The 24,940-nt window shown below is 72.2% G+C and carries 24 protein-coding genes, 1 tRNA gene and 1 pseudogene; 13 read left to right on the forward strand and 13 right to left on the reverse strand.

Translation table 11 applies throughout. From position 1 onward, the window contains the following. Positions 1-11 precede the first annotated feature (11 nt). Entirely contained in the window at positions 12-4,721 is a 4,710-nt protein-coding gene (locus CLV70_RS39930; protein ID WP_106130342.1) for an ATP-binding protein, read from the reverse strand. A 135-nt stretch (positions 4,722-4,856) separates the two neighbouring features. On the opposite strand from CLV70_RS39930, the gene CLV70_RS31905 reads away from it, so the two are divergent. From CLV70_RS31905 to CLV70_RS31915, 3 genes are read left to right on the forward strand one after another with little or no spacing between them, the layout of a single operon-like run. Next, positions 4,857-5,069, forward strand: a complete 213-nt coding sequence (locus tag CLV70_RS31905; protein ID WP_106130343.1) for a hypothetical protein — start codon at positions 4,857-4,859, stop codon at positions 5,067-5,069. Continuing rightward, a complete protein-coding gene (locus CLV70_RS31910) occupies positions 5,066-5,749 on the forward strand; it encodes a cupredoxin domain-containing protein (RefSeq protein WP_106130344.1) in 684 nt (227 codons plus the stop codon). The genes CLV70_RS31905 and CLV70_RS31910 overlap by 4 nt, the downstream gene beginning before the upstream one ends. Before the next feature lie 18 nt (positions 5,750-5,767). Beyond that, a complete protein-coding gene (locus CLV70_RS31915) occupies positions 5,768-7,174 on the forward strand; it encodes a hypothetical protein (RefSeq protein ID WP_106130345.1) in 1,407 nt (468 codons plus the stop codon). 33 nt (positions 7,175-7,207) lie between these two features. Here the strand turns inward: CLV70_RS31915 and CLV70_RS31920 are convergent, their stop codons facing one another. Together CLV70_RS31920 and CLV70_RS31925 are read right to left on the reverse strand one after the other, a co-directional pair. Then, positions 7,208-8,755: an alpha/beta hydrolase gene (locus tag CLV70_RS31920; protein ID WP_146164231.1), complete on the reverse strand. Its 1,548-nt coding sequence runs from the start codon at positions 8,753-8,755 to the stop codon at positions 7,208-7,210. Positions 8,756-8,979: 224 nt separating this feature from the next. Continuing rightward, positions 8,980-10,074 (reverse strand): carboxypeptidase-like regulatory domain-containing protein, encoded by a 1,095-nt coding sequence (locus tag CLV70_RS31925; protein WP_106130347.1) that lies wholly within the window; start codon positions 10,072-10,074, stop codon positions 8,980-8,982. A gap of 211 nt (positions 10,075-10,285) precedes the next feature. Here CLV70_RS31925 and CLV70_RS31930 point away from each other — a divergent pair, with 211 nt between their 5' ends. Together CLV70_RS31930 and tsaA are read left to right on the forward strand one after the other, a co-directional pair. After that, the gene (locus tag CLV70_RS31930) at positions 10,286-10,873 is read left to right on the forward strand and encodes a hypothetical protein (RefSeq protein ID WP_146164232.1); all 588 of its coding nucleotides are present in this window, start codon (positions 10,286-10,288) and stop codon (positions 10,871-10,873) included. 18 nt (positions 10,874-10,891) lie between these two features. Then, positions 10,892-11,296, forward strand: a complete 405-nt coding sequence (gene tsaA, locus CLV70_RS31935) for a tRNA (N6-threonylcarbamoyladenosine(37)-N6)-methyltransferase TrmO (protein ID WP_106130349.1) — start codon at positions 10,892-10,894, stop codon at positions 11,294-11,296. 192 nt (positions 11,297-11,488) lie between these two features. Here tsaA and CLV70_RS31940 read toward each other — a convergent pair whose 3' ends face one another. Continuing rightward, a complete protein-coding gene (locus CLV70_RS31940; RefSeq protein ID WP_146164233.1) occupies positions 11,489-11,848 on the reverse strand; it encodes a hypothetical protein in 360 nt (119 codons plus the stop codon). A 358-nt stretch (positions 11,849-12,206) separates the two neighbouring features. On the opposite strand from CLV70_RS31940, the gene CLV70_RS40200 reads away from it, so the two are divergent. After that, entirely contained in the window at positions 12,207-12,638 is a 432-nt protein-coding gene (locus CLV70_RS40200) for a hypothetical protein (protein WP_170148688.1), read from the forward strand. A 169-nt stretch (positions 12,639-12,807) separates the two neighbouring features. Here the strand turns inward: CLV70_RS40200 and CLV70_RS31950 are convergent. Next, positions 12,808-12,953 (reverse strand): annotated as a pseudogene (locus CLV70_RS31950) (type II toxin-antitoxin system VapC family toxin); the annotation flags it as partial. A gap of 128 nt (positions 12,954-13,081) precedes the next feature. Further along, positions 13,082-13,154 (reverse strand) — tRNA-Lys (locus CLV70_RS31955). Between the two features lie 157 nt (positions 13,155-13,311). On the opposite strand from CLV70_RS31955, the gene CLV70_RS31960 reads away from it, so the two are divergent. Both CLV70_RS31960 and CLV70_RS31965 read left to right on the forward strand, forming a co-directional pair. Then, positions 13,312-14,601, forward strand: coding sequence for a L,D-transpeptidase (locus CLV70_RS31960; protein ID WP_106130352.1), 1,290 nt, complete (start codon positions 13,312-13,314; stop codon positions 14,599-14,601). A gap of 86 nt (positions 14,602-14,687) precedes the next feature. Further along, entirely contained in the window at positions 14,688-15,935 is a 1,248-nt protein-coding gene (locus CLV70_RS31965; protein WP_106130353.1) for a L,D-transpeptidase, read from the forward strand. On the opposite strand, the gene CLV70_RS31970 is transcribed toward CLV70_RS31965, so the two are convergent. Further along, positions 15,932-16,534 carry a TetR/AcrR family transcriptional regulator gene (locus CLV70_RS31970; RefSeq protein ID WP_211303970.1) on the reverse strand — a complete coding sequence of 201 codons (603 nt, stop codon included), beginning with the start codon at positions 16,532-16,534 and terminating at the stop codon, positions 15,932-15,934. The genes CLV70_RS31965 and CLV70_RS31970 overlap by 4 nt on opposite strands. An 84-nt stretch (positions 16,535-16,618) precedes the next feature. Between CLV70_RS31970 and CLV70_RS31975 the strand changes: the two genes are divergently transcribed. Further along, entirely contained in the window at positions 16,619-17,344 is a 726-nt protein-coding gene (locus CLV70_RS31975) for a hypothetical protein (protein WP_106130355.1), read from the forward strand. A gap of 8 nt (positions 17,345-17,352) precedes the next feature. On the opposite strand, the gene CLV70_RS31980 is transcribed toward CLV70_RS31975, so the two are convergent. Then, complete coding sequence (locus CLV70_RS31980; protein ID WP_106130356.1) at positions 17,353-17,781, reverse strand: hypothetical protein; 429 nt, start codon at positions 17,779-17,781, stop codon at positions 17,353-17,355. An 83-nt stretch (positions 17,782-17,864) separates the two neighbouring features. On the opposite strand from CLV70_RS31980, the gene CLV70_RS31985 reads away from it, so the two are divergent. Then, positions 17,865-18,641: a nucleotidyltransferase domain-containing protein gene (locus tag CLV70_RS31985; protein WP_106130357.1), complete on the forward strand. Its 777-nt coding sequence runs from the start codon at positions 17,865-17,867 to the stop codon at positions 18,639-18,641. Here CLV70_RS31985 and CLV70_RS31990 read toward each other — a convergent pair whose 3' ends face one another. From CLV70_RS31990 to CLV70_RS32000, 3 genes are all read right to left on the reverse strand, one after another. After that, positions 18,642-18,986 carry a PRC-barrel domain-containing protein gene (locus tag CLV70_RS31990; RefSeq protein ID WP_106130358.1) on the reverse strand — a complete coding sequence of 115 codons (345 nt, stop codon included), beginning with the start codon at positions 18,984-18,986 and terminating at the stop codon, positions 18,642-18,644. It lies immediately after the preceding gene. Positions 18,987-19,029: 43 nt separating this feature from the next. After that, positions 19,030-19,461 (reverse strand): response regulator, encoded by a 432-nt coding sequence (locus CLV70_RS31995; RefSeq protein ID WP_106130359.1) that lies wholly within the window; start codon positions 19,459-19,461, stop codon positions 19,030-19,032. A 65-nt stretch (positions 19,462-19,526) separates the two neighbouring features. Next, positions 19,527-20,000: a DUF2000 domain-containing protein gene (locus tag CLV70_RS32000; protein WP_106130360.1), complete on the reverse strand. Its 474-nt coding sequence runs from the start codon at positions 19,998-20,000 to the stop codon at positions 19,527-19,529. Between the two features lie 71 nt (positions 20,001-20,071). Between CLV70_RS32000 and CLV70_RS32005 the strand changes: the two genes are divergently transcribed. Further along, a complete protein-coding gene (locus CLV70_RS32005; RefSeq protein WP_106130361.1) occupies positions 20,072-20,536 on the forward strand; it encodes an Lrp/AsnC family transcriptional regulator in 465 nt (154 codons plus the stop codon). Here the strand turns inward: CLV70_RS32005 and CLV70_RS32010 are convergent. Beyond that, complete coding sequence (locus CLV70_RS32010; protein WP_106130362.1) at positions 20,494-21,126, reverse strand: DUF2238 domain-containing protein; 633 nt, start codon at positions 21,124-21,126, stop codon at positions 20,494-20,496. The genes CLV70_RS32005 and CLV70_RS32010 overlap by 43 nt on opposite strands. 73 nt (positions 21,127-21,199) lie before the next feature. On the opposite strand from CLV70_RS32010, the gene CLV70_RS32015 reads away from it, so the two are divergent. Further along, a complete protein-coding gene (locus CLV70_RS32015) occupies positions 21,200-21,685 on the forward strand; it encodes a GNAT family N-acetyltransferase (protein ID WP_106130363.1) in 486 nt (161 codons plus the stop codon). Positions 21,686-21,766: 81 nt separating this feature from the next. Next, positions 21,767-22,192, forward strand: coding sequence for a hypothetical protein (locus CLV70_RS32020; RefSeq protein WP_106130364.1), 426 nt, complete (start codon positions 21,767-21,769; stop codon positions 22,190-22,192). 47 nt (positions 22,193-22,239) lie between these two features. On the opposite strand, the gene CLV70_RS32025 is transcribed toward CLV70_RS32020, so the two are convergent. Beyond that, positions 22,240-24,831, reverse strand: a complete 2,592-nt coding sequence (locus CLV70_RS32025; RefSeq protein ID WP_146164234.1) for a lipopolysaccharide biosynthesis protein — start codon at positions 24,829-24,831, stop codon at positions 22,240-22,242. Positions 24,832-24,940: the final 109 nt, after the last annotated feature.

Genomic DNA, 24,940 nt, shown 5'->3' on the forward strand with positions numbered 1-24,940 from the left:
GCCGCCGGCCGTCAGGCCGGCTCGAAGCGGCAGCGGATGCCCGTCGAGATGGTCCCGTGCAGGTAGAGGCCGGCCGCCTCGTCGACCGTGACGATGTGGTCGATGGCCTTGCGCAGCGTGCGGGTCACGTTGACGCGGGCCCGCTCGTCCTCGTCGCTGATCAGGCGGGTGCGGCCGCGCAGCCCGGTGGCCTGCTTGAGCGTGCGGACCAGGAAGGCGTATTCGCGTCCGGCCGCGGTCGCGTCGTCGCCCTCCGCCATCCGGGCCTTGAGGGCGGCGATCCTGTTCCTGTACGCGAGCTTCGCGGCGTCGTCCAGCACGGGCGTCCGGCCGGTGCCGCCGATGCCGCCCGCCAGCTCGATCGCCGGGATGTCCCGCCCGGGATGGGCCAGCAGGACCGCGAGCTGGGCGATGCCCTTCGAATGCCGCAGGGTCGCCGTGCGGCCCTGGCAGGTCAGGCACCAGGAGTCCCCCTGGCGGCTGAGGGTGACGCCGCCCGGCGCCGGGGCGGATGCCTCGGGTCGCAACGTCACGCCCAGCCGGGCGGCGAGGGCCTCCGCCTCGGCCCGGAGCGCCGAGGCCTCCGCCGGGTCACCCGGGCCGTTGCGGCGGGCCAGCACGGCGGCGAGCTCGTGGGCGCCCGCGGCGACGAACGGCAACGCGCCCAGCCCCCGGTCGACGGCCAGCGCCTGCCGGAGCAGCGCGGCAGCGGCATCGAGGTCGCCGGTCGTGGCCGCGCACAGGCCGAGCGGCCGGGCGACGCTGCCGAGGCACACCGAACCGGTGCCGGCGACGGCGACGTGGTGCGCGTACGGCGTGAGCCGCGACCTCAGCTCGGCGGCGGCTTCCGCGTCGCCGAGGCGGTGCGCGAGACCGGTGACGAGCGTCAGTCCGAAGAGCTCGAAGCCGGGCGGCATGACGTCCAGGGTCTTCATCGAGGCCCGCAGTTGCTGTCGTGCCTCGTGCAGCCGGCCGTCCTTGTGCAGCAGGTAGCCGACGATGAGCTCGTGCGCGGGGGCGGTCCGGCGTACCGAGGCGAGGCAGGCTTCGTCGTCGATCCGGCCTCGGGCCCAGCCGAGGGCGAGGACCTGCAGGCCGTACAGCAGGTGCGCGTCCGGGGTGACGGTGCCGCCGGCGCGGTGGGCGTCCCGGATGAGCCGCTCGGCGTCGGCGAACTCGCCGCGAAGGGTCGCGAGCGTGGCCCGGCGTGAGTGGGCGTACATCCGGAACAGCGGTGCGTCGATCCTGGTGGCGAGCTTCTCGTACTGATGCAGCTCCGCCTCGGCCTGCTCGATCCGGCCCGTCGTGAGCAACGCGGTGAACAGGCTGAGTCGCGCCTGAAGCTCCCCGGCCGGCCGGCCGTGCCGCCTGGCGAGGTCCACCGTCTCGGCGCCCCTCGTGAGCCGCTGCTGGATGCGGTCCGGCCCGAGAACCGTACGCAGCCAGGCGGCCAGCGTCGTGACCAGCAGTGGCCCGTCGCCGATCGCGTGTGCTTCGTCGACGGCCTGATCGACGAGGCGCTCGCGTTCCCGGACGGCGCCGGGCCGCGCGGCCAGCGCGTCGGCGCCGAGCCGGGCCAGCAGGCGGGCCCGATGGGCGGCCGGTGCGGTGTCGAGCCGGGCACGCAGCGCGGACTCGACAGGGCCGCAGCTGCCGATCTCGAACCGGGCATCGAGGGGCATGCCCAGCACGGCGTCGATCGCCACCTCCGGCACGCCGGCGAGGTCGGCGAGGTCGGCGGCCTCGGTGAGGGTCCGGGTCGCGGCGTCGCGGGCACCGGCATCGGCCTGCGCGGTGCCGAGAACGGTCAGCAACTCGGCGCGCCAGCCGCGGGCCTGGTCGGCGTACGGGGCGATGGCGTCGAGAGCCGTGGTACATCGCTCGGCGGCCTCGGCCGGCCGGAAGCGGTGCAACGCTTCCCGGGCGGCCTCGAGCGCCGCGCCCACGGCGGTCGCCGGGTCGCCGGCGGGCAGGGCCTCGAGCCGGTAGCGGGCGACGTCACCGAGGTACCGGCGGCGCAGGCCGAGCCGGTCGATCGCGGCGGCGGCCCGGAGCAGGTCGGCGCGCCGCTCGTCCGGCGTGATGTCCGGCGGCGCGAGGGGTGCACGCGCGACCGCGGCGAGGAAACGCTCCGGGGGCAGGCCGCAGGCGGCGGCGAGCAGGCTGCGGTCCGCGTCGGCGCCGAGCACGGCGATGGTGCGGGCCAGTGCGCGGTCGTCGTCCGGCAGTCCCTTGCGCAGCTCGCCGACCCGCGCGCTCAGCCGGTCCATGCCGAGCCGTTCGGCGGTCGCGGCGGCCTCCGCGAGCAGGCCCGCCGCCTCGGCGGGGTCGTCGTTGCGGCGCAGCAGCGCGTCGGCCAGGTCGGCCTGGCTCGCGGCCACATAGGGATCCGCACTGTACGAACGGTTCTGGTCGATCGCGGATCTGAGCCACCGTACGGCGGCGTCGAGGTCGCCGATGGTCATGGCGCAGACGCCGAGCGCCTGGTTGATGGCGCCGTGTGCCGCGGCGCCGCCACTGCTGATCACGCAGCGGTCCGGGAACGGCAGCATCCGCTCGTACAGGTCCGCCGCGAGGTCACGCTCGTCGAGCAGGAACGCCGCCTCGGCGAGGATCTTGTACCCGAAGAGTCTCGGCGGCCCGGGGGTGTGGGCGAGCATCGACTTCGTCGCCCGCAGCGGCAGGCGTGCCGCCTCGGGCCGGTCCAGGTACAGGTACATGACGACCGACATCAGCGGGTTGGCGCGGGCGTCCCAGGAGCGGTAGGCGTCGAGCAGCCGTTCGGCCGTCTCGCCGCCGCGCGCCCAGGCCCAGGCCCCCAGCTGCGTCAGGTAGAGGGATTCGGTGTCCGGTGACCCGGCGGCGTGGGAGTGTTCGCGGGCGGCGTCGGCCAGCCGTTCGGCCTCCTCGTAGCGGCCCCGCAGCGACGCCATCGCCGCCGCGCGGGACCGGGCGAAGGCAAGGTGATCCGGCCGGCCGCCGCGCTCGGCGCGAAAGGTGTAGCCGGCCAGCGTGGTGTGGGCATCGTCGATGCGCCCGCTCTCCACCTCGGCCATGAACTGCCACAGCAGGCCGTCCAGCTCGCGCGAGAGGTCGCCGGTCCGGCGACCGAGCCGCGCTATCTCGGGGCCGAGGGTAAGCCGGTCGTCGAGGGTCTCGGGCGCCCACGAGGCGAAGAGCTTGGTACTGAGCGCCTCGGCGAGCAGCCCCGGGTCACCGACGGCCCGTGCCTGCGCCACCACCTGGTCGGCGGTGGCGAGGTTCCGGATGTCCTGCCCCGCAGCGTCGTCGTCGCTCATCGCGGAGTCGTACGCGAGCTTCGTGAGGAGTCGCACGCGCAGGGCCGGATGATCGGTGCCCAGCCCGTCGAGGGCGTCGGCGACGTGCCGGCCCAGCTCGGGATCGTGGAGCAGGAAACGTTCGCGGCGGGGCAGCCGCAGCGCCGCCTCGGCCACGAGGACCGGGTCGGCGGCCGCGGACGCCAGTCCGATCGCCTCGGTCAGGCTCCGCCAGCCGGTCAGCGGGTCGCCGGCCATTGCCTCCGCCTCGCCCCGCAGGGTGAGCAGCCGGGCCCGCCACGTCGTCGCCTCGTTCCCGTACGCGGCGATGCACGCGAGCCCGGCGGTGCACTGAGCGACCGCGTCCTCCGGGGCGTACGCGTGCAGTGCGACGCGGGCCGCCGCGCAGGTGGCGTCGACGGCGACGGCCGGATCTCCGTGCAGGACGGCTGCCCGGCGGTGGTGGGCGAGCGCGGCCGCCTGGCCGAGTGCCGCACCGACCCGATCGATCGCGTCGGCCGCCGCTGCGTGCAACACCACGCGTTCCGCCACCGGGATGCTCGCGTAGCAGTGTTCCTGCAGCAGCGCGTGCCGGAACCGGTGGTGTTCGTCGAGCAGGCCGGCGGACACCGCGCTGGTGAGTGCGGCTGTGCACCGTACGGGAGGAAGGTCCGCCACCGCGGCGATCAGGCCCGGCGCCGGGCACGGTCCGAGCACCGCCGCGGCCGAGACGACCCGCCCGGTGTCGTCGTCCCAGGAGGACCGGAGAGCGCCGAGGCGCCGCCCGGCCGCCGACTCCGCCCCGGTGCGCAGCGATTCGACGGCGTAGAACGGGTTTCCGCCGGTGAGCCGCAACAGCGCACCGGCGTCGACGGGGTCGGCGGGCGAGCAGCCGGCGATGAGTTCGGCGATGTCCTCGGCGCCGAACGCCGGAACCGGCATCACCACGCCCTCCCGGTTCACCTCGTCGAGGCGCTCGTGCCCCGGCCGCTGCGTCGACACCAGCAGCAACGCCCGGTGGGGCAGGCTGCGGAGCAGGGCACCGGTCAGCATCAGGGAGGCCGGGTCGGCGTCGTGCAGGTCGTCGAGGACGATGAGCAGCGGCCGTCCGCTCGCCGCGACCCGCATGCCGTTGAGGAACGCCCGCAGCAGCATGGCCCGGGCGGCGGGGCCCTGATCGGCGTCCGGCTCCGGCAACGGCACGTCCAGGTCGTCGAGGACCTGCGACCAGAGCCAGTACGGCGGGGCCAGGGCGCCGCCCCAGGCGCACCCCCACGAGACCGTGAAGCCGCGCGATTCCGCCTCCGCCGCGGCCCGCCGGGCGAGCGAGGTCTTGCCGATCCCGGCCTCGCCGACGAGATGCACGGCCCGGGCGGCGCCTTCCGCGGCGGCGTCGATCTCCGCCTCGATTGCTCGCAGCTGAGCGGCCCGGCCGATGAACACGGCGCAATTATAGGTATTTGCCCGTTATGGCGAGCCGGAATTCGGAGTTTCACCCGTTCCGGCGACAGAACGATTTTGTTCCCCCCGACCGAACGCCTTCCCAGTGCACGCCTCGCCGAAGAAAGGGAGAAACCCATGGCCCTCGAATTGATCGCCATCGCCACCGCCGCCGCGTCGGCCGGGGTGGCCGAGGTGACCCGTCGGCTGCTCGGCCGCCGCAAGCCGGCCGAGCCCACTGCCGAGCCCGCGGTAAGGCCGTCCGGGGTGTCGTTCGGTGACGTCCGGGCGGGCGGTGATGTCACCCAGTCCGGCCGCGACGTCATCCACCACCACGGGCGGCGGGAATGACCGCCCGCGGCCGCGCGCGGGTTGCCCCGCCGCCCGGCGTGACCTTCGGCAACGTCGGCGCGGGCGGCAACGTCAGCCAGGCGGGCCGGGACATCCACAATGTCCAGTACCAGCACCACGCGCCCGACTACTACGAGCACGCGAAGCGGTTCTGCGCCCTGGCCGTGGCGGCGTTCCTGCTGTCGATCATCGGCCTGTGGCCGGCCGCGCTGCCCGTCGGGTACGCCGCCCGCCGGCGCATCCGGCGTACCCGCGAGGGTGGCGGTGGCCTCGTCACCGCGGCCCTGGTGATCAGCTGGTCCATGGCGATCCTCACCGGGCTCTTCGTGCTCGCCATGGTCACCCTCAGCCGCGACCTCGCCTCCGGCATCGGGCCGATGTCCCCGCAGGCCGGGCACGCACCGGTCCGCGAGCAGCGGATCCGCATCACCTCCGGCCCCGGCTGGCCGGAGTTCCTGCCCCGCAGCGCCACGCTGGGCCGGGGCTCCACGGTCGTCTGGGTGAACGAACGCGACGCCAGGTGTGCCCTGGTCGCGACCGATGGCGACCTGCCGCGGGGGGTCGGCACCAACCCGATCCGCGGCGGCGCCACCTACCGGATCACCTTCACCGAGCCGGGGATGTACGCCTTCGCCTGCGAAGGCGACCTCGCCTCCGGCGGCACCGTCATCATCCGATAGGAACAGGAGTCAACCGACATGAAGATCACCTCGTTCGACCCGCGCAAGCACGGCTACCACTTCGCGAACAGGTTCGTCACGCACGTCGCCCCGGGCATCGTCACCAGAGGACTCTGCGGTGGCATGTCCATGGGCGCCCTGGATCACTGGCGCAACGGCATCGCCGCGCCCAACCACTTCGCCACGGCCGAGCACGGCAACGACCTCGGCGGCGCGGAGGTGCCCGCCGAGGGCGGCCGGCTCCAGTCGGCCATCTACGAACGGCAGGTGCACTCCCTCACCACCGCCCTGGTGTACAACCGCTGGCTGTTCGGCCCCGGCTCCGTCGCGGACGGCCACCGGGCCTCGGTAGGCGCCGAGTTCACCGAGATCCGCAGGCGGATCGACGCCGGGCGGCCGTGCCTGGTGGGCCTCTGGTCGCTCGGTCAGAACGACGTCTTCGGTGGGCACCAGGTGCTGTGCTACGGCTACGAGACGACACCGATGAAGCTGTACGTGTACGACCCTAACCATCCCGACCAGGAATGCGAGCTCCGGCCGTTCGACGTACCCGACCGGGGTGTCGAGGTCTGCGCCCCGGGCATCAGCGACGGCTACCGAGGCTGGTTCGCCGCCGACGTCTACAACTGGGACGAGCAGCCCCCGTGGACGCCCCGCTACGTCGATCTGGCCATCACCGAGGGCATCCGGATCAACGGCTCCACCGACGTCGCGGCCGGGGGAGGGCTCGAGGTCACTGCCACGATCAAGAACATGGGCCAGTACCCGTCCCGTTTCAAGAACCTCTACGTGTACGTCCGCGACCCGAAGGGCTTCAACGCCGACCATCTCCTGCACGGGGCCGAGCCCGGCGTGACGATGCTCCAGCCCGGCGAGTCGCACACCATCGTGCGGCGCAGCGACACCTTCGCGGCCGGTGCGCCCGGCAACTACCGGGTCGGCGTCAGCTACCTGTCCCTGACCGACCGCTGGTGCGATCTGTCGGCCGTACCCGGAACCCGGTCCTTCGTCGATGTCGCCGTTCACCCGCCGAACGCCCAGCTCGTGCACGACCGGTGGGTGGAGGTCCCGGAATCGGCGACCGAGCCGGTCGGTGCCGGGGTCACCATCAAGCCCGGTGACCAGATCGCCCTCACCGGACGGGGAGCCATCTGGGCCGGCGTCTGGTTCACCGGGAACAACGGACCGGAAGGCTGGGTGGACTGGATCACCGACAACCCGCGCTTCCCGCTGCACGGCCGACCGGACGCCCGGCAGTTCTCGCTGATCTTCCGGGTCGGCGACGAGGCGTGGACCTATGCCGGCCCGGAGGTGCCCCGCCGGACCTACGGCGGCGCCGGCGGGGACCTGCAGCTGTGGATCAACGACGACGTGCACAACAACGGGACCGGCGCCTTCAACTGCCGCGTGCAGGTGTGGCGGTAGCCGGCCGGCGGGGATCGCCGGGCCGGCCGGCCGTCAGGGCTTCGGCTCCGGGGCGACGCAGGTGAGGTCGGCGGCCGGCAGCCTGCCCGTCGTCAGGTACGCGCTCACCCGGTCCCGGGCGCAGCGGTTGCCCTGCTCCAGGTAGATGCCGTGGCCCTCGCCGTTGCGGACGGTCACCATCCGCGAGCCGGCCAGCGCCCGGTGGGCGGCGCGGGCTCCGGCCAGCGGCGTGTTCGCGTCCCACTGGTTCTGCACGATCAGAGCGGGAACGGTATTGCGCACGGTCACCGGTGGTTCCGCGGAGCGGATCTTCCAGTACGCGCAGGGCTTGACGTTGGCCTTCAGGTCGCCACCCAGCGATCCGCGCGCCCGGGCAGCCGCGGCCTCCCGCCGGTACCGGGCCGCGCCGGTCGGCCAGTCGCGGCCCTCGCCGCACTGGATCACCATGTTCAGTGCGTAGAAGTTGGCGTCCGGGTCCTCGCTGGACGGCAGCACCGACGCCGGGCCGGTCGGCTGCGGCCGGCCTTCCGGCTCGGTCCCGTCGGCCGGCCCGTCCTCGTCCACCGGGTTCGGGTTGTCGACGACGTCCGGGTCGCCGACCGGATCCGTGCCGAACTTCTGCGCGGCCACGTACTCGGACGTGTCCTTGACGTGGACCGCGTCCCGAGTCATGTACGCCCGCAGCTGGTCGCCGTAGCTGCCCTGAATCTCCTCACCCGGCTCCGGCTCGCCGGGCCGGCGCAGCAGCTCACCGAACGTCCTGCGGACCTGCTCCGGGGTACGGCCGAGGTGATAGACCGAGTCGTGCCGGGCCGCCCACGCCACCCAGCGGTCGAACGCCGGCCCGGCCGCCTCGGCCTGCAGCAGGCTCACGCCCCGCCAGGACCGGGTCGGGTCGACCGCGCTGTCCAGCACGATCCGGTCCGCGCGCTGCGGGAACAGCTGCGTGTAGACAGCGCCCAGGTACGTGCCGTAGGAAACGCCGAAGTACGACAGTTTCGGCGCGCCGAGAAGACCGCGGACCAGGTCCATGTCCCGCGCGGTGTTCGCGGTGGTGAAGTGCGCCATCTCCGGCCCGACCGCCCGCGCGCAGGCCTCCGCGATCCGCCGGCTGGTGTCGGCGACCTTCCCGAACGTCTCCCGGCGGTACGGGTACGACCACTGGTCCACGAACACTTCCCGCTCATCGCTGAGCTTGCAGTCCAGCGCCGTGCCGTGCCCGAGCCCGCGCGGATCCATCCCGATCAGGTCGTACTGCCGCAGCACGGCCGCCGGAGCCTCGGCCCGGAACGACGCCGGCATGTCCAGCGCCGACCCGCCGGGGCCGCCCGGATTCAGGAACAGCGGCCGGTGCGGCCCGCGACCCACCCCCGGCAGCCGGGACACCGCAATCCGGATCCGATCACCGTACGGCCGCCGATAATCCAACGGCACCACCACCGAAGCACACCGCAGCCCCTCGACGGCGCCAGCGTCCTCGGGGCAGGCACCCCACTTGACGACCTGCTGCCGGAAGCCCCGCAACGGATCCGCGACGGGCCGCTGCCCCGCATCCGCCTCCGCACCGAACCCCACGGACACGGTGGCCAGCACCCCGCCGGCAACGGCCAACGCAACGGCCGCAACCACCCGGCGAGGCACGGCAAGCCGCCGCCGAACGCGGCGGACTGAGGACAACGATGCGGCTGATTCCCGGTCGATCATGGCTGAGACGGTAGGCGCGGCACCGGGCCGGCCACATCAGACCGCGGATCGATCAAGGCGTTCGCCCGCTACGACTTTCGGCTGCCTCAGCGGCGGCGGCCCTACCGGTAGGGGTCGTGTCCCGGCTGCGGGAAACCGCCGTGCGGGGGTCCGGTGCGCAGCACCGCGGTCGGGGCGTCGCCCAGGCTCGCGCCGACCGGGGCCATCAACTGGGTTGCTGCGGGTGCCGGCGCCGGCTGCTCCTCCGGGGCGTTCCGGCGGCGCAGGATCAGCAGCACGAGCGCACCCAGGCCAGCCGCGACCAGCAGGCCGCCCAGGAGCAGCCACGTCGTGCTCGGGCCCTCGCCGCTGACGGCCTTGAGGGTGGGCGGAGGCGAGGCGGGGGGTGTCTGGTCCTGCTCGGCGGTGCCGGCCGCGGCGAGCGGGTCGGCGGTGGCCGACGCGGGTGGCTTGGTGGTGGGTGCGGCCTTGGCGGTCAGGGTCAGGCGCACGGTGGCGGTGTCGCCGGCGTTGCCCCGGACGGTCGTGCGCGCGGTGCGGTAGCCGTCCAGGGTCGCGACGACGGTGATCGAGCCCTCGGCGATGGTGCGGTCGGGGCTCGACTTGATGGCGAAGCGGCCGTTGCGGTCGCTGGTCGTCGTGTACTTGTGTCCCTTGGCGTCCCGGACGGTCACGGCCGCGCCGCGGAGGGCCTCGCCGTCGGCGTCGCGGACCCGGCCGGAGACGCGGGCCACCCCGGCGTCGGGCTCGTCCTCGCCGCTGCCGCCGCCGGGCAGGGGCGTGTCCCTGCTGTAGACGTACACCATCTTGTAGTCCATGTGGTTCTGCCCGGCGAGGTGGACACCGATCGCGATGTTGAGACCGGTCATCCCCGGATCCACCTGGGGCGCGACGAGCGTGGCCTGGAAGGTCTGGCTGCGGCCGGCTCCGAGGTTCAGCCGGGCCTCGCATCCGGTGGTGCACCGCAGACCACCGCTGACCAGAACGTACGCCGATTCGGGCGCGCGGCCGGGATTCGTGACGCGGAACTTCACGCGCACGCTGTCGCCGGGCCGCATGTTCTCCTTGGACACGCTGAGGAGCCGGACGACCTGTGGAGCAGCCGTGGCGGGTGCCTCGGCCACCACGAACACTCCGCCGATCAACGCGGCCACTGCGGCGGCACGGGCCCAGCGGGCACGTAAGCGCGTCGTCACTCCCCACCACCTTCTCCCAGGGCAGCGCCATCGGTCGATGGAGCCGCCGGTCACTATGCCCTGTCGGGTACGGGTCGCGCGACCCGCGAGCCGTACGCCGGTTGCCGAGAAGCGGGCCGACGAACCTGACACGATCCTCAACATTGCCCGTCAGGCTTGCCCCCGCGGCGAGGAAGAATCCTGCCTCGTCCCGGACAGGAGGGCACATTCCATGCGGAGGAGTTACGCGCTGGTGCTGGCCGCGGTCGCGGTGGTCGCGCTGCCGGCCTGCGGGTCGTCGAAGGACGAGGCTGCCGCGCCCGGAGGCGGTGCGAAGGTGGCGACGTTGCAGAGCACCGCACCCACGCCGGACGCGTCCGCGTCGAAGAAGCCGCAACGGCCGCGGGAACGGCTGGACACCACGCCCGAGGAGTACGAGGCGCTGCTGAAGCCGTACAAGCAATGCATGGGGGAGAACGGCGTCCCGCAGAAGGCCTCCGGCCGCGGCGGCCCGGTCGGCGCGCCGAGGCCGGCGACCGCCGCCGAGAACGCGAAGTTCGACAAGGCGAACCGCATCTGCGAGCCGCTGTACATGCCGCTGCCGCCGTGGGAGAAGGACCCGGCCAACCCGGAGTCGCGCGACTTCGCCGTCAAGGTCGTCAAGTGCCTCAAGGGCAAGGGCGTCAAGTACGTGGCGGTCGCCGAGGACGGCATCAGCATCGCGCTCGGCGGGGACGGGAACGACAGCCGGTCGATCTCGAAGGGCATGGACAAGATGCCGGAGTGTGAACGCGAGGTGGTCGCGGCGATGAAGGACTGACCGCTGTACGGTCCGTTGATGTACGAAATCCTCCCCATCGGCACGGTTGAGTCGCCCCTGGTCGAGCGCGGATCAGCGCCGAAACAGGGCGACGAGGGCGCACCCGAGGCATGGCTGGTCTTCACCGACGGCGTCGCCGACGGGCTCCGCGACATCGTGCCCGGCGCCGAACTGGTGCTCCTCACCTGGCTGGACCGCGCCGCCCGGGACGTCCTGCTGGTTCACCCGCGGGACGACCACAGCCGCCCGCTGACCGGCGTGTTCAGCACCCGCTCACCCGACCGCCCCAACCCGGTCGGGCTGCACCGCATCACCGTGCTCGCCGTCGAGGGCCTGCGGATCCGCGTCGCCGGCCTGGAGGCGCTCGACGGCACGCCGATCATCGACGTCAAGCCGGTCCTGGAACGCCGCGGCGAACGCTGACCCGATCAGCGCGCGGCGCCCGGCTCCGACGGGCCGGGCTCTGACGGGCCGGGCTCTGAGGTCGGGCTCTGAGGTCGGGCTCCGATGGGCCGGGCTCTGACGGGCCGGGCGCTGAGGACGGCCGCTGACGAGGCCGGGTGTTGACGAAGCCCGGCGTTGACGAGGCCGCCCCGGGTGTGGGACCGCGCCGTTTCACCTGCCGGTTCGCCGAGGGCCGGGCCGGCGGCCGTTGCGCGCGGGCCCGGCGCCGCGGCGGCGGGCCGGCTGGTCGGCCGGGGCGTCGACGGCGCCGGGACTGGAGAACGACACCGCGGGCGCGGCCGGCCGGGAGGAGACCGGTGGCGGCCACTGCGCCGCTGCCATCTGCGCCCCGGTGACCGGCAGCGCGGGCGAGACGTGGTCGAGCAGGCGCTGCGCCAGGACGGCGTCGATCTCGAGGTCGGCGCTGATGCGGACATCCGCGGCCGTCGCCAGGTCCACGACGTCGTCGCTGGTGAACTCGGCGGCCCCGAGGGTGCTGAGCCGCCGGGCGAATTCCTGCACATTGATCATCTGCAGCCACATCCTCGGGTCGCTGTCGACTCAGCGTAACCGTCGTGTTGATCGGATTCTCCGCTGCCCGCCGGGGCAGCCGGTGAGTCGCCTGCTCGGTCATCGACGGCATTCGAAGCCGAAGGGCGAGGGGTGCATCCAGCGTAGCTGGCTCGAAGGGATGAAGAGCAACAGCCCCGACCAGACGCGAAACACCTGACCAAATCCATGATCATATCCGCGCCGCGGAGGGGCCGGCTCCCTGCATCGATCACACCAGGGTCGGCCGGGCGCTCGCGGGCTGTTCCGAAGCCTCGGCTACCCCTGAGGATTCGGAGCCCGAGGACGCATACCCCGTCGCCACCCTCCCCATAGGATAGTGGCGTGGATCGGCGCCGGCATGCGGGCAATCGACGCGGTGGGCGACCTCGCGACCGCCCACGCCCGGGCCGGAACCGATCCGGAGTTCGCGGGCCTCGTCGACGACCTGTTGCGGCGTGACTTCCCGGCCGAGTTGCGCGGCCACCTGCGCCACCTGCGCGGCGAACATCTGCTCGCGACCCGACCGGCCGCCGAGAGTGCACGTGACCCGGCCCGCACCAACCTGTTGCGCTTCACCATGGCCGAGTCCTACCTGCGTATCGGCTGGCTGGAGACGGCCCTGCCCGAATACGAGTCACTGGTCGACGCTCTGCGACGCCTCGGCGACACCAGAACTCCGATGTACCGATCCGCGATGGCGACCCTGGAAAACCTCCGAGTGGCGATGGCCGAGCAGAGGCAACACGGCGAGCCGTCCCCGTCCTCGTAAGCTCCTCGACGATCGCCATGGCGAAAGCCGAAGGCCCCAGCGTCCGGGGGCGCGCGAGTGTGCCGACTTTCGCTGCCGATCCAGGACCGCGTCCGCGTGAGCGTGAGAGGCACTCCCATGCGCCTGCCACGGATGCGTCGGTACTCAGCGACCGGACCTGTCGGGCCCCGTACCGGGCGATCGTCTCGTCGCGCGACACCAGGGTCAGGCCTTCGACGGCTGCCTGCGCGACCAGCATCCGATCAAAGGGATCGCGGTGTGCGGCGGGAGGCGTTCAGCGGCCATCGCGTGAGCACAGGTCACGGGCAGCTCGCGGCGAATCGACGACCGCGGCGACGGGTCCCACGGCGCCCGAGCGCCCATCGAGCGTCGCGACGGAAGGCGTCAAATGAAAACGGCCCCGACCAAGCGTGAAAAGCCAGGTCAAGGGCCATGTAAAACTGTGCGCCGCGTAGGACTTGAACCTACAACCCGCGGATTAAGAGTCCGCTGCTCTGCCAATTGAGCTAGCGGCGCTCGTCTTGGCGACGGGAGAAACATTAACACGGGCTCCGGGGACCTCGAAATCGGGGGCCGCGGCGTGATCGTGACCTGCAACCCGCCTGAAGGGGGAGGTTGGCGATTGCCTCGATAGGGCAGGATGTGCCCGCAGAACGTGAGAACGGGGCAGAGGATGGTTGACATGCGGCGCTCACTGCTGGTGGTCGTGTCATTGGTGGTGGCGCCCCTGGCGCTGGCGGGGTGCAAGAAGGAGGCCTCGGCCCCGGCGCCTGCCGCGTTCGCCGGGGGTGCTTCGGCGGCTCCTTCCGGTGCTCCGGGGGGCGAGGCCGGTGCTCCCGGGACCGAGGCTGGCCCCGGTGGCGGGTCGTCCCCTCTCTCGTTGAGTGTGACGCCGGCCACCGGTAAGAAGGGTGTGCCGGTCAGTGCCGAGATCGGGTTCACGGTCTCCGGCGGCAAAGTGACGACCGTCGCTCTCAAGGATGACAAGGGCAAGGCCGTCGCGGGCGGGCTGCGGGAGGACGGTTCGGCCTGGGTGCCGGCCAAGCCCTTGAAGAACAGCAAAAAGTACGTGGCCACTGTCACAGCCGTGGACGAGGGTGGGCAGGCGAAGACCTCCACCACCAGCTTCACCACGATGGGGCAGCCCGGCCGGCGGACCGGCACCGGCCTCTACCTGTTCGACGATCACACGTACGGCGTGGCGATGCCCGTGGTGGTCGAGTTCAGCCCGGGCATCAAGAAGAAGGATCGGGCCGCCGTACAGAAGCGGATGTTCGTCAAGAGTGCGCCCGCCCAGCCCGGCACCTGGTCGTGGACCTCGAGTGGCACCCAGGCCTTCTACCGGCCCCCGCAGTTCTGGAAGTCCGGCACCCAGCTCACCGTCCGGATCGCGGTCGGCGGGCTGCCGACCGGCGGCGGGCGGTACGGCGACCGGGACCGGTCCGCGTCCGCGAAGATCGGGCGCAGCTTCGTCATGAAGGTCGACAACCGGACCAAGAAGATGACGGTCATCCAGGACGGCCGGACCACCCGGACCATGCCCGTCAGCCTCGGCAAGAAGTCGACGCCCTCGTCGAGTGGCACCATGGTGGTGATGGAGAAGAAGGCCGCCACCGTCTTCGACACCATGGACGAGCTGCCCGCCGGGCAGGGCTACCGCACCGAGATCGAGTACGCCCAGCGCCTGACCTGGTCGGGCCAGTACATCCACTCGGCGCCGTGGTCGGTCGGCTCCCAGGGCCGGCGCAACGTGTCACACGGATGTGTCAATGTCTCGCCGTCGAACGCCCGGTGGCTGTTCGGCAAGACCCTGATCGGTGACCCGGTCACCGTCCGGGGAACTGAGGACAAGCTCACGTATGGCAACGGCTGGACGCCCTGGGACGTCAGCTGGAAGGACTTCGTGAAGGGCAGCGCCCTGCCGGTGCCGGCCGATCTGGCCGCCCAGCCGGGGCAGGCCTGAGGGGTCGCGGCACGAATCCGGGATTGGGAGCGCTGGCATCCATGACGGATGATGGTCGCCGGGACGACAGCGCGGTGAGAGGGATCATGAGACTTCCAGGAGTGACCGGCCCGGCCCGGCGGCTGCGGTGGCGCACCGCCGCGGCGGCCGTGGCGGCGGCAGCGGTGCTGGTGAGTGCCGGCTGCAGCGGTGACGACAAGTCCGGCTCCCCATCCTGGCAGGGTGGTTCGGCGGGAGCGGACGGCAGCAGCGCCTCCGGGGCGCCGGCGCCGCAGCCCACGCTGAGCACGGTGGCGGTCACGTCGCCTGCCGCGGAGGCGACCGGCGTCAAGGCGATCGCCGAGATCAAGTTCGAGTCCGAGGACCCGCAGAACACGTCCGTCGAGGTCAAGGACGCCGACGGCAACAAGGTCGAGGGCACGCTCGACAAGGACGACAAGGTCTTCCGGCCGGCCAAGGCGCTCAAGTGGGGCAAGAAGTACACCGTCACGGTGAACGGCACGGCGTCGGGTGACAAGAGCGGCTCCACGACCAGCTCCTTCACGGTGATGAAGAAGCCGTCGAAGCTCGTGCGGGTGTCCAGCTTCCTCGGCGACGGCCAGGTCGTCGGCGTGGGTATGCCGATGATCGTCCGGTTCGGGCGTTCGATCCCGGCCAAGTACCGTGCCGACGTCCAGCGCCGCATGACGGTCACCGCCACGCCGGCGCAGGAGGGCATCTGGCACTGGACCAGCCCCACCGAGGTGCACTACCGGCCGAAGACCTACTGGAAGCCGAACACCAAGATTTTCTACAAGGTGCAGCTCGCCGGCGTGCCGATGGGCGACGGCTGGTACGGCCGCTCCGACCTGACCGTCGACCTCAAGGTCAGCCGCGCGTTCGTCATGACGGTCGACAACCGCACCAAGAAGATGACCGTGCGGGAGAACGGCAAGGTCATCAAGACCATCCCGGTCAGCCTCGGCAAGAAGTCGACCCCGTCGTCCAGCGGCACGATGGTGGTCATCGAGAAGAAGCGGCACACCGTCTTCGACACGATGGACGAGCTGCCCGAGGGCGAGGGCTACCGCACCGAGATCGACTACGCCCAGCGGATCACGTGGAGCGGGCAGTACATCCACGCCGCGCCGTGGTCGGAGGGCGTGCAGGGCCGCCGGAACGTGTCGCACGGCTGCGTGAACGTCTCGATGGCGCTGGGCAAGTGGCTGTTCGACCGCACGCTCATGGGCGACCCGATCACGGTCAAGGGCACCGAGGAGAAGCTCAAGAACGGCAACGGCTGGACCGACTGGAACATGAGCTGGGAGCAGTACAAGCAGGGCAGCGCGATCTAGCTCGAGCGCCGCGCCTCGAGGGCCGGCAGCAGGACGTCGTCGACGAGTGCCACCGCGGTGGCCTCGTCGAGGCCCTCGTGCATCAGGACGACCCGGTGGAACGCCACCGAGGGCACCAGTAACGACACGAGTTCGACCGGCACCGACGGGTCGACGGTGCCGCGTGCGATCCAGCGTTCGATGACCGTCCGCAGCGCCTCCGCGGGCGGGCGGCCTATCGACGCGGTGACCGCCTCCCGCACCTCCCCGTCCCGGGTCGCCTCGGCGAGCACGTTCGCCAGCATCAGCGCGGCCCGCGCGCTCGGCGAGACGTAGTGGCGGACGCAGGCGAGCAGGTCCTCGCGCAGGGATCCCCGGTCGGGAACCGGGGCGTTGCCGCGCAGGTTCTGCGCGGCGGCGATGACCAGCGCGGTCTTGCCCGGCCATCGCCGGTAGATCGCCGCCTTCCCGGTTCCGGCGCGCCTCGCGATCTCGTCGAGTTTCGCCGCCGCGAAGCCCTTCTCGACCACGACCTCGACCGTGGCCTCCAGGATCGCCTGTTCGAGCACCGGGTCGCGGGGCCGTCCCGCCGCCGGCGTGTCAGAAAGTTCCGGGCTCACCCTCGCCATCTTACGGGACTCGCGAGTACCGTATTGTTTCGGGACTCACGGGTCCCGTAATTCGGCGGAACCGAGGGGGCAACGATGACCAGCACCGATCTCACCCTGCGGCCCACCCGCGACTCGAACGTGATCGCGGTGGTGGAGCGGCTCGAGCTCGGCGAGCCCGAGGTGGCACCGGCCCCGGCCGGGCCGCAGCCGCCCAACCGGGTCGCTCGGCGTACGGACGAACAGGCCCTGGTCCTGCCGGCGGTCGCGGACAGGGTGCGACTGTGGCGGATCCTTCCGGGCTTCCGCGGGGCGGTGCTGCTCGCCAGCCGGGATCACAACCGGCTCGCCGTCTACAGCCGGTTCGACGCCGGCGTCGGCACCGCGCCGACCGTGCTGGAGCCCGGGGACCCGCTGGACGTGCCGGCCCGGGTCCTGGACCGGCGGGCGTACGACCTGGTGTGGCGCGACGGCAACGAGAACCCGACGGTCATCTCCCCGCGGCACACCCCGGTGGTGCACTTCGGCCTGTTCACGGTGCTCGACGACCGGGCCGACGCCCTGCTCGACCGGGTGGCCGCCACCGCCCCGGCGGCGCTGGCCACGCCGGGGCTGCGCACCGTCAACTTCCACCGGAGCCACGACGGGCAGCGTCTGATCAACGTCGGGACGTGGTCCGGCTTCGACCAGTTCCACCTGTTGCTCGCCCAGCCCGGCTTCAAGACCGGGGAGAAGTACTGGGAGGGGCTCGCCACCTTCGAGAACGACTACTTCGACGTCGTCGGCGTGGTGAGCGGGCAGGAGCGGGCGGTCGCACGGTAGGCGCGGCGTCAGCCCGCGGTCTCGAGCCCCGAGTCGGCGCAGACCGAGACCATCTCGGCCCCGGCGGCGCTGACCGCGGCGACCAGGTCGGGCTCGTCCTCGGTGCCCTGCGCCTTCACCGCCTGCTCGTAGGCCTGCTGGAGGCGGGTGGCGGCGTCCGCCACCGGGGCGTCGGCGGTGGCGGTGGCGGTGCTGATGCCCGTGACCACGCCCGGCTGCATGAGCGTGCCGCCCCGGACCGCCTCGGCAATCCGGCCGCAGGCCAGGGCGCCGGGCGGCTCGTCCGCCGCGGCGAGCGCGCGCGGCGGGAGCGAGTTGACCGCGGCCTGGGCGCTCGGCGCGGGCGGGTTCGCCGCGGCCTGAACGCTCGGCGCGGGCGACGGTGGCCGCGCGGCGGGAGGGCCGCCGGCGTCGCATCCCGGGACGGTGGCGAGCACGACGGCGCAAATCACTACCGACCTGGACATATCACCACGGTAGAGCATCCCTGGCCTGGACACGTCTCGATACGGTCGCCGGGGTGACCTCCACTCGCGACGCCGGTGTGATGCGGACGTGCGCCGCGTACCTGACGCTCGCGGACCGGTACGAGCCCGGGCTGGTCGAGGGGCTCTACCTTCAGGGCTCGCTGGCGCTCGGCGACTACCGCCCCGGCGTCAGCGACATCGACTTCGTGGCGGTCACCTCCCGGACGCCGGATCCCCGGGCGTTGGAGGCCCTGCACGCGGCGCTCCGGCGTACCCATGGGGAAGTGTTCTTCGATGGGCTCTATCTGCCGGAGGACGCGCTGCGCCGGGACCCGGAGGTGGTGCCGGACGGCCCCGCGGTGCGCGAGTGGCGGGTCGAGGCGGTGTCGCGCTTCGAACGGCACCTGGTCACGTGGCACGTGCTCGATCAGGGCGGGATCGCCGTGCGCGGGCCCGCGGTCGCCGAGCTCTGCGTCTACACCGACTGGCCGATGCTGGCCGCGGCCACCCGGGAGAACCTGGCGGGCTACTGGACGTCGTGGCGCAACCGGGCGGTCCTCGGGCTCACGGGTACGGGCGACTGGACGGTCGCGTGGGGCGTGCTCGGCGTCACCCGCCTGCGCCACACGCTCGCGGCCGGCCGGGTCACGTCCAAGACCGAGGCGGCCGGGTACGCCCTGGAGACGTACGACGAGCGCTGGCACCGGATCGTCCGGGAGGCACTGCGGATCCGTACGGGAGAGGGCGAGCCGCTCTACCGCAACCCGGTGCACCGCCACCTGGACCTGATCCGGTTCCTCACCCACGTCCTCGACGCGCCGGACCCCTGATCACTTGGGCTGGACGAGCCAGTTCCACGCGCGGCGCAGGCCGTCGGCGAGCGAGTCGTCGCCCCCGGCGGCGTCCTCCCGGGGCTCGGTGAGCTGATCCGCCGGCACGGCGACGATCACGCCGTGGGCGAAGATGCCGTCGACCTGGTCGGCGGGCGCGTAGCGGTGCCCGTCGCGCGTCTTGATCACGAGCCCGTGGAAGATCTCGTCCTGGTCGTCGGAGAGGACGTGCTCCACGGTGCCCGCCCGGTCGCCGGCGCGGTCGTAGACCGGGGTGCCGTCGGCCAGGACGAGGAACGACTGGGGCGCCCCGAGGTCCTCGGGTGCGGAATCGGTGTCGGCCATGCGCACGGTGGTACCCAGGGCGGGCGCGGGGTAACCGGACCGGTCAGTCGCCCGGCGGCAGGACCGCCACCTCGCGGTAGAAGCGGTCGATCGTGCGTACGGTCGATTCGAAGTCGTCGAGGGTGAACGGCTTCGTCACGTACGCGTTGGCCCGGTGCTGGTAGCTGGCTGCGATGTCCTGGTCGGCGCCGGAGGTCGTGAGGATGACCACGGGGATCGCCTTCAGCCCGTCGTCCGTCTTGATCGCGGCGAGCGTCTCCCGGCCGTCCATGCGCGGCATGTTGAGGTCGAGCAGGATCAGGTCGGGGCGCTGGGCGTCCGCGTACGGATCGAGGCGCCGCAGGTAGTCCAGCGCCTCCCGGCCGTCGGAGACGCGGTTGACGGACGTCCGGGTGTCCGAGGTCTCCAGCGCCTCCGAGATCATGAAGGCGTCCGCGTCGTCATCGTCGACGACCAGGATCTCGAGACTTCGCACGCTGCCCCCTTGATTGCAGTGCGGCAAGCATAGGTGCGGGGCACGCGGAACACCACTCGGCGCCGTCAGCTCAGGAGGGTGAGCCGGTGGACGAGCTTGTCGATCCGGTTGCGCGGCCCGACGAGGCTGATCGCGTGGTACCCGAGCCCGGCGCCCGTGGCCTCGCCGACCTGGCGCAGGTATTCGTCGTACACCCGGGTGCTCTGCCCGACGGTGGGCATGTCGGCGACGAAGACGCCGAGCGAGCCGACCGCGCGGGTGCGGAGGTCGGTCAGCTTCGCGGCCGGCGCGCCGAGAACGGTGCAGCCGGCCCACGGCAGCCCGGGGTGGATCGAGCCGTCCGCGTCCTTGGCGTCCGGGCCGAGCAGGCCGGTGACCGAGGTGGCGGTGGCCGCGGCGACGCACACGGCGGCATTCACGGCCCGGCCGGGCGGCAGCGCCTCGTCCACGACGATGACCCACTTGAGGCGGGCGGAACGGGTGGGCTCGTCGGTGCGGATCTCCCCGGGCTCGAAGCCCACCTGATTAATGACGCTCATGAGGCATGAGGCTAGGCAGGTCAACGGAAGGGCGACAATAGTTCCGTACGAAATTCGGTTAGGCTCGTCGAATGGCTTCTCTCGACGAACTTGATACGGCGATCCTGCGGGAATTGCAGGTGGACGCACGGCGCACCAACCGGGACATCGCGGCGGCGGTGGGCGTCGCACCGACCACCGCCCTCGACCGCACCCGGTCGTTGCGCGAGCGCGGGGTGATCCGCGGCGCCAGCCTCACCGTCGACCTCGCCGCCATCGGGCGCCCGGTGCAGGCCCTGATCGCGGTGCGGATCCGCCCGCCGTCGCGCCGCAACATCGAGGCGTTCCGCAACTGGGTCACGGCCCTGCCGGACACCCTCGGCGTCTTCGTCACCACCGGCACCGAGGACTTCCTGATCCACGTGGCGGTTCCCGACAACGAGAGCCTGTACGCCTTCGTCATCGACCGCCTCACCGAGCACGCGCACGTGGCCGACGTGCGCACCTCCGTCGTCTACGAGCACCTGCGCAACGACCGCATCAGCCCGGTCAGCTGACGGTCGTGCGCGCGGGAGAACAGCAGCTGGCTGAGGACGGCGCCGATCATGGCGAGGAACATGTCCCACTGGGTGTCCCAGACGTCGCCCTGGGTGCCGAGGAAGTCGTCCGCCGCCGCGCCGCCGATCAGCGCCGACCACCACTCGAAGAACTCCCAGCACGCGCTGATGCCGAGCACCACGCACACCACCAGGGCGAAGAGCCAGCCGCCGGGGCGCAACGGGGTGCGGCGCAGCAGGATCTCCCGCGCGATGATCGCCGGCGTGATGCCCTGGAACAGGTGGCCGAGCCGGTCGTACGGGTTGCGCTCCAGCCCGAGCAGGTCGCGGAACCAGTCGCCGGCCGGGACCTCCGCGTACGTCCAGTGGCCGCCGATCATGAGGATCACCGCCTGGGCCAGGATCAGCCGGTACGCCAGCGGCGTCAGCGGGAACCGCCGGTACGTCAGCACCAGCACGGGCGCCGCGAGGAGGGCGGGCAGCACCTCGAGCAGCCAGGTCCCGTACGAGGCGGGGCGGATCGCCGACACCGCCAGCGCGAGGAGGCCGGCTCCGAGCAAGATCGCCGGCTCGCGGCGTGCCTGAGTCATGACGGGAATGCTGTCAGCCGCCGGGGTGCCCGGCCCTGAGTACGCGTACCCGCGTCGTCATAGGGTCGCGGACATGGACATCAGAGTGGCGACGGCCGAGGACTGGCCGGGCATCTACCCCTTCTGGTCGGAGATCGTCGAGGCGGGGGAGACGTACGCGTACCCGCTGGGCCTCGGCAGCGACGACGCCCGCGCGTTGTGGCTCGAGCCGGCTCCCGGCCGTACGGTGGTCGCGGTCGACGGGGTGGAGATTCTGGGTTCGGCCAAGATGGGCCCCAACCGGCCGGGCCGGGGCGCGCACATCGCCACCGCCAGCTTCATGGTCGCCTCCGCCGCGCGGGGCCGGGGTGTGGGCCGCGCCCTCGGCGAGCACGTCCTGGGGTGGGCCCGCGGCGCGGGTTACCTCGGCATGCAGTTCAACGCGGTCGTGGAGACGAACACCTCGGCCGTACGCCTCTGGCAGGCGCTCGGTTTCGAGATCATGACGACCGTGCCGGAGGCGTTCGACTCCCGCGCCCACGGCCTCGTCGGCCTGCACGTGATGTACCAGAAACTGTGAAAAACGACCCGCACATCCGCTTTGCGCTCTAGCGTCGAGGACGGCCGGGCCACGGGGGCCGGGCCGTCAGGAGGTTGACGCATGAGCAAGTTCCGGTGGGCCGTGGCGGTCGCCGCGCTGGCGCCGATGCTGGCGAGCACTCCCGCCTCGGCCGGCGGCAGCGGCCCCCACCCGGTCACGCCCTGGGTGCGGGGCGTCGAGGCGCACACCCCCACCTGGGTGGACATCCACTGGCAGACCGGCGCGAAGATCTGCGACGCCCACGTCTGGGTCAAGGGCGAGCACGTCGACGTCCGCTACCCGAGCAACACCGGCACCTACACGTCGTTCCACCGCGACGAGATGCTCAAGCCCGGTGAGGTCGGCCGTACCGCCGTCGCCGTGACCGCCCACCGCGACAAGTCGGCGTTCGTGCCGCTCGAGGCGACGCTGATCTACACCAACTGCAAGAGCGACAAGGCGAAGGTCAAGGGCTTCCGGCTCACCCTGCCGGTGATCGTCTCCTGAAGGGGGATGCGCGCGGCCGGCGGGGGCGGCCGGCCGCGCGCACGTCTCTACCGGGCGGCCATGATCAGGGCGGCCGGGTCGGTGCAGACCAGCTCCAACGCCCGGGCCACCACCGCCGGGTCGAACGTCGAGGCGTGGAACGTGGCCTCCAGGTGCAGCACCCCGCCCATCTCGGAGGTGGTCAGCGTGATGCCCTCCGGGCCGTTGAGGGTCGGCACGCTCTGGTTGACGCGTACCGCGGGCTCGCCCGCCCAGGGCAGATCGGCGAGCACGTCGTGGCGCCCCTGGTTGCTGAAGGTGAGCCGCGGGCGCGGTTCGACCGGTGCCTCACCCGGGTACGGGTCGGGCAGGCCGGGCGACCCCGCCACGAGCAGCTTGCCCTCGCGCAGCAGCATCATCGTCAGGATCCGGCCGGTCGCGAGCTCCGCCTTCAGCGTCGTGTGGATCGCCTTCGGGTCGGTCAGGCTCGGCGGCGACAGGTACGGGCCCATGCAGAAGTTGCTGTCGATGCTGACGTCCTTGCCGACGTAGCGCCGCGCGTCCGCGAGGAAGGTGCCGCCGGCCAGGTCCGGGTTCAGCCCCAGGTCCCGCAGGGCCGCCGTGAACGCCGCGAACGTGATCGCCGACGTCGTCACGCCGGGGGCGTGCTCGTCGCGCCAGACCCGCATCTTCGCCAGCACGTCCGCGGACCGGGCCGTCTCGACCGTCAGGGCCGCGGTCCACGCCCGGGTCGGCCCCTGCTCCGGGTGCGGCGGCCGGGCGAAGCTGAGCCCCTGCTTCCACCGGCCCGGCTTGGTGCCGAACTGCTTCCACCAGGCCTTCGGCAGGGCCCAGCGGTGCCGGACGGAGGGTGCGATCGCCGCGGGGCGGTCCTCGGCGGCGGCGCGGACCAGCTCGCGGAGCAGGGTGTTGACCGGTCCGGCGTCGCCGTACGCGTGCGCCACCTTCATGGCCACGTACCCGCCGCCGGCCAGGATCCGCACCGGGTGATGGCCGCGCGGCTCGGCCTGCAACCGCCGGGTCATCGCGTCGAAGTCGGCCGGTCCGTCGCCGAGATCGGTGACGGCCTCCCGGACGTACGTCGCGAACGCGTCCGCGTCCAGGTGCAGCCAGCGGGCGCCGGAGCGGTCGAGCCGCGAGACCGCCCGGTGCGCGGGGTCGGCCGCGTGCAACCCGATCAGCGCGGCCCGCAACCGCTCGGCGGTCACCCCGGTCAGCGGTCCGACGGTACGGATGTACTCCAGCGGCAGCCACGCGCGTTCCCGCAGGGTCAGGCCGGTGCTCGACACGATGTTCTCTCCTTCGGGGGTTGCCCTTGCGTCCCTGGCGAAGACCACCCGCAGCACGGTCGGTGCGACCAGGACGGTCTCCGCCGCCATCACCAGCGCTACCCACGTGACCAGCTCGGTGAGGTCGCCGCGGGTGCCGCCGTACCAGGCGGCGATGAGTTCGGCGATCCCGGCGAAGACCGAGAAGACGCCGGCTCCGCGTACGGTGCCCTGCACGCGGGAGATCGCCAGGAAGAAGTGGTGGAAGACGAACGGCACGTAGGTCAGCGCCAGGATGGTCAGCGCGGTGCCGGCCGACGCGGCGTAGCTCGCGCCGAAGATCGACATGATCGGCTCGGCGGCGAACGCGACGACCAGGGAGACCGGCAGGCCGCCGCCCAGGCAGATGAGCAGGCCCATCCGCACCTTCGAGCGCAGCGCGGCCCGGTCGCCGCTGGCCACCGCGAAGAGCGTGAGCGCCACGTTGCCGGGCACCATCGCGAGGAACGACAGCACCATGAACGCCGTGTAGAACGACGCGTTCGCCTCGGCCGACAGCACCGCGGTGACCACCAGCGGCAGCGCCGCCCGCGGCAGGTACGTCGCCAGGTTCAGCAGGTTGTGGTCGAACGTGGCCCGGCCCCGGCCGCGCAGCAGCGACGCCCGCGGCCGTACGGAATCGACCATGCCCCTGCGCCGCAGCGCCCGGCCCAGGACCGCGACCGAGGCGACCATGCCGGCCACCCAGGTCAGCAGCAGATCGCTGCCGGTCAGGGTGAGCGGCAGCAGGGCCAGCACGCCGAGCAACGCCAGCTTGATCACCGAGAACCAGGCGTTGCGCATCAGTTGGAGCGGGCCCTGCAGGAGGCCGACCAGGGCCTCGTCCAGGACCAGCGTCATCGCGTTGAGCGCGATGCCGAAGACCAGCAGCACGGTGGCGGCCGTGCTGCCGAGCGCGTCCCGGAGCCCGGGCGCGGCGAAGTGGGCAAGGGCCACGTAGATCAGGCCGCCCACGGTCGCCGCGCTGCCGGCCACGAGCAGGCACGTGCTGATCAGCTCCCACCGGCGGCCCTTCAGGGCGGGCAGGTCCGAGATCAGCATGGTGCCCATGCCGAACATGCCGATCGTGCCGATCAGGGTCATCGCGGACACCGCCGCGGACGCCTGCCCGACCGCCTCGGCCGGTGCCGTCCGCGCGGCGAGCCACCAGTACGCGAAGCCGAACAGCGACGTGATCGCGGTGGTCGCCATGAGCGAACCGGCGTTCAGGAAAAGATCGAGGTGACCTCGCAGCACGGCGACGAGCCCGCTGCGGCCGGGACCCTCGGGTCCGGCGTCAAGGCTCTCCGGTACGGCCTCCGCTGTTTCCACTACTACCGCCCCCAGTTGCAGTGATCGACTCGCAACGGTAGTTACTCCGCGTGTTCGTCGACCACGGCAAAATGGGGTAGATAGCGGCTTCCGTCCGGACTGGAGAGGC

The sequence above is a fragment of the Pseudosporangium ferrugineum genome (assembly GCF_003002065.1).
GTDB classification, from domain to species: domain Bacteria; phylum Actinomycetota; class Actinomycetes; order Mycobacteriales; family Micromonosporaceae; genus Actinoplanes; species Actinoplanes ferrugineus_A.

Excerpts from the sequence above, each read along its gene's own strand:
- CLV70_RS31905 (WP_106130343.1), top strand. The coding sequence starts at position 4,857 with ATGGCCCTCGAATTGATCGCCATCGCCACCGCCGCCGCGTCGGCCGGG.
- CLV70_RS32005 (WP_106130361.1), top strand. The coding sequence starts at position 20,072 with ATGGCTTCTCTCGACGAACTTGATACGGCGATCCTGCGGGAATTGCAG.
- CLV70_RS32015 (WP_106130363.1), top strand. The coding sequence starts at position 21,200 with ATGGACATCAGAGTGGCGACGGCCGAGGACTGGCCGGGCATCTACCCC.
- CLV70_RS32010 (WP_106130362.1), bottom strand. The coding sequence starts at position 21,126 with ATGACTCAGGCACGCCGCGAGCCGGCGATCTTGCTCGGAGCCGGCCTC.
- CLV70_RS31915 (WP_106130345.1), top strand. The coding sequence starts at position 5,768 with ATGAAGATCACCTCGTTCGACCCGCGCAAGCACGGCTACCACTTCGCG.
- CLV70_RS31940 (WP_146164233.1), bottom strand. The coding sequence starts at position 11,848 with ATGATCAATGTGCAGGAATTCGCCCGGCGGCTCAGCACCCTCGGGGCC.
- CLV70_RS32000 (WP_106130360.1), bottom strand. The coding sequence starts at position 20,000 with ATGAGCGTCATTAATCAGGTGGGCTTCGAGCCCGGGGAGATCCGCACC.
- CLV70_RS31965 (WP_106130353.1), top strand. The coding sequence starts at position 14,688 with ATGAGACTTCCAGGAGTGACCGGCCCGGCCCGGCGGCTGCGGTGGCGC.
- CLV70_RS31975 (WP_106130355.1), top strand. The coding sequence starts at position 16,619 with ATGACCAGCACCGATCTCACCCTGCGGCCCACCCGCGACTCGAACGTG.
- CLV70_RS31960 (WP_106130352.1), top strand. The coding sequence starts at position 13,312 with ATGGTTGACATGCGGCGCTCACTGCTGGTGGTCGTGTCATTGGTGGTG.
- CLV70_RS31990 (WP_106130358.1), bottom strand. The coding sequence starts at position 18,986 with ATGGCCGACACCGATTCCGCACCCGAGGACCTCGGGGCGCCCCAGTCG.
- CLV70_RS31930 (WP_146164232.1), top strand. The coding sequence starts at position 10,286 with ATGCGGAGGAGTTACGCGCTGGTGCTGGCCGCGGTCGCGGTGGTCGCG.
- tsaA (WP_106130349.1), top strand. The coding sequence starts at position 10,892 with ATGTACGAAATCCTCCCCATCGGCACGGTTGAGTCGCCCCTGGTCGAG.
- CLV70_RS32020 (WP_106130364.1), top strand. The coding sequence starts at position 21,767 with ATGAGCAAGTTCCGGTGGGCCGTGGCGGTCGCCGCGCTGGCGCCGATG.
- CLV70_RS31910 (WP_106130344.1), top strand. The coding sequence starts at position 5,066 with ATGACCGCCCGCGGCCGCGCGCGGGTTGCCCCGCCGCCCGGCGTGACC.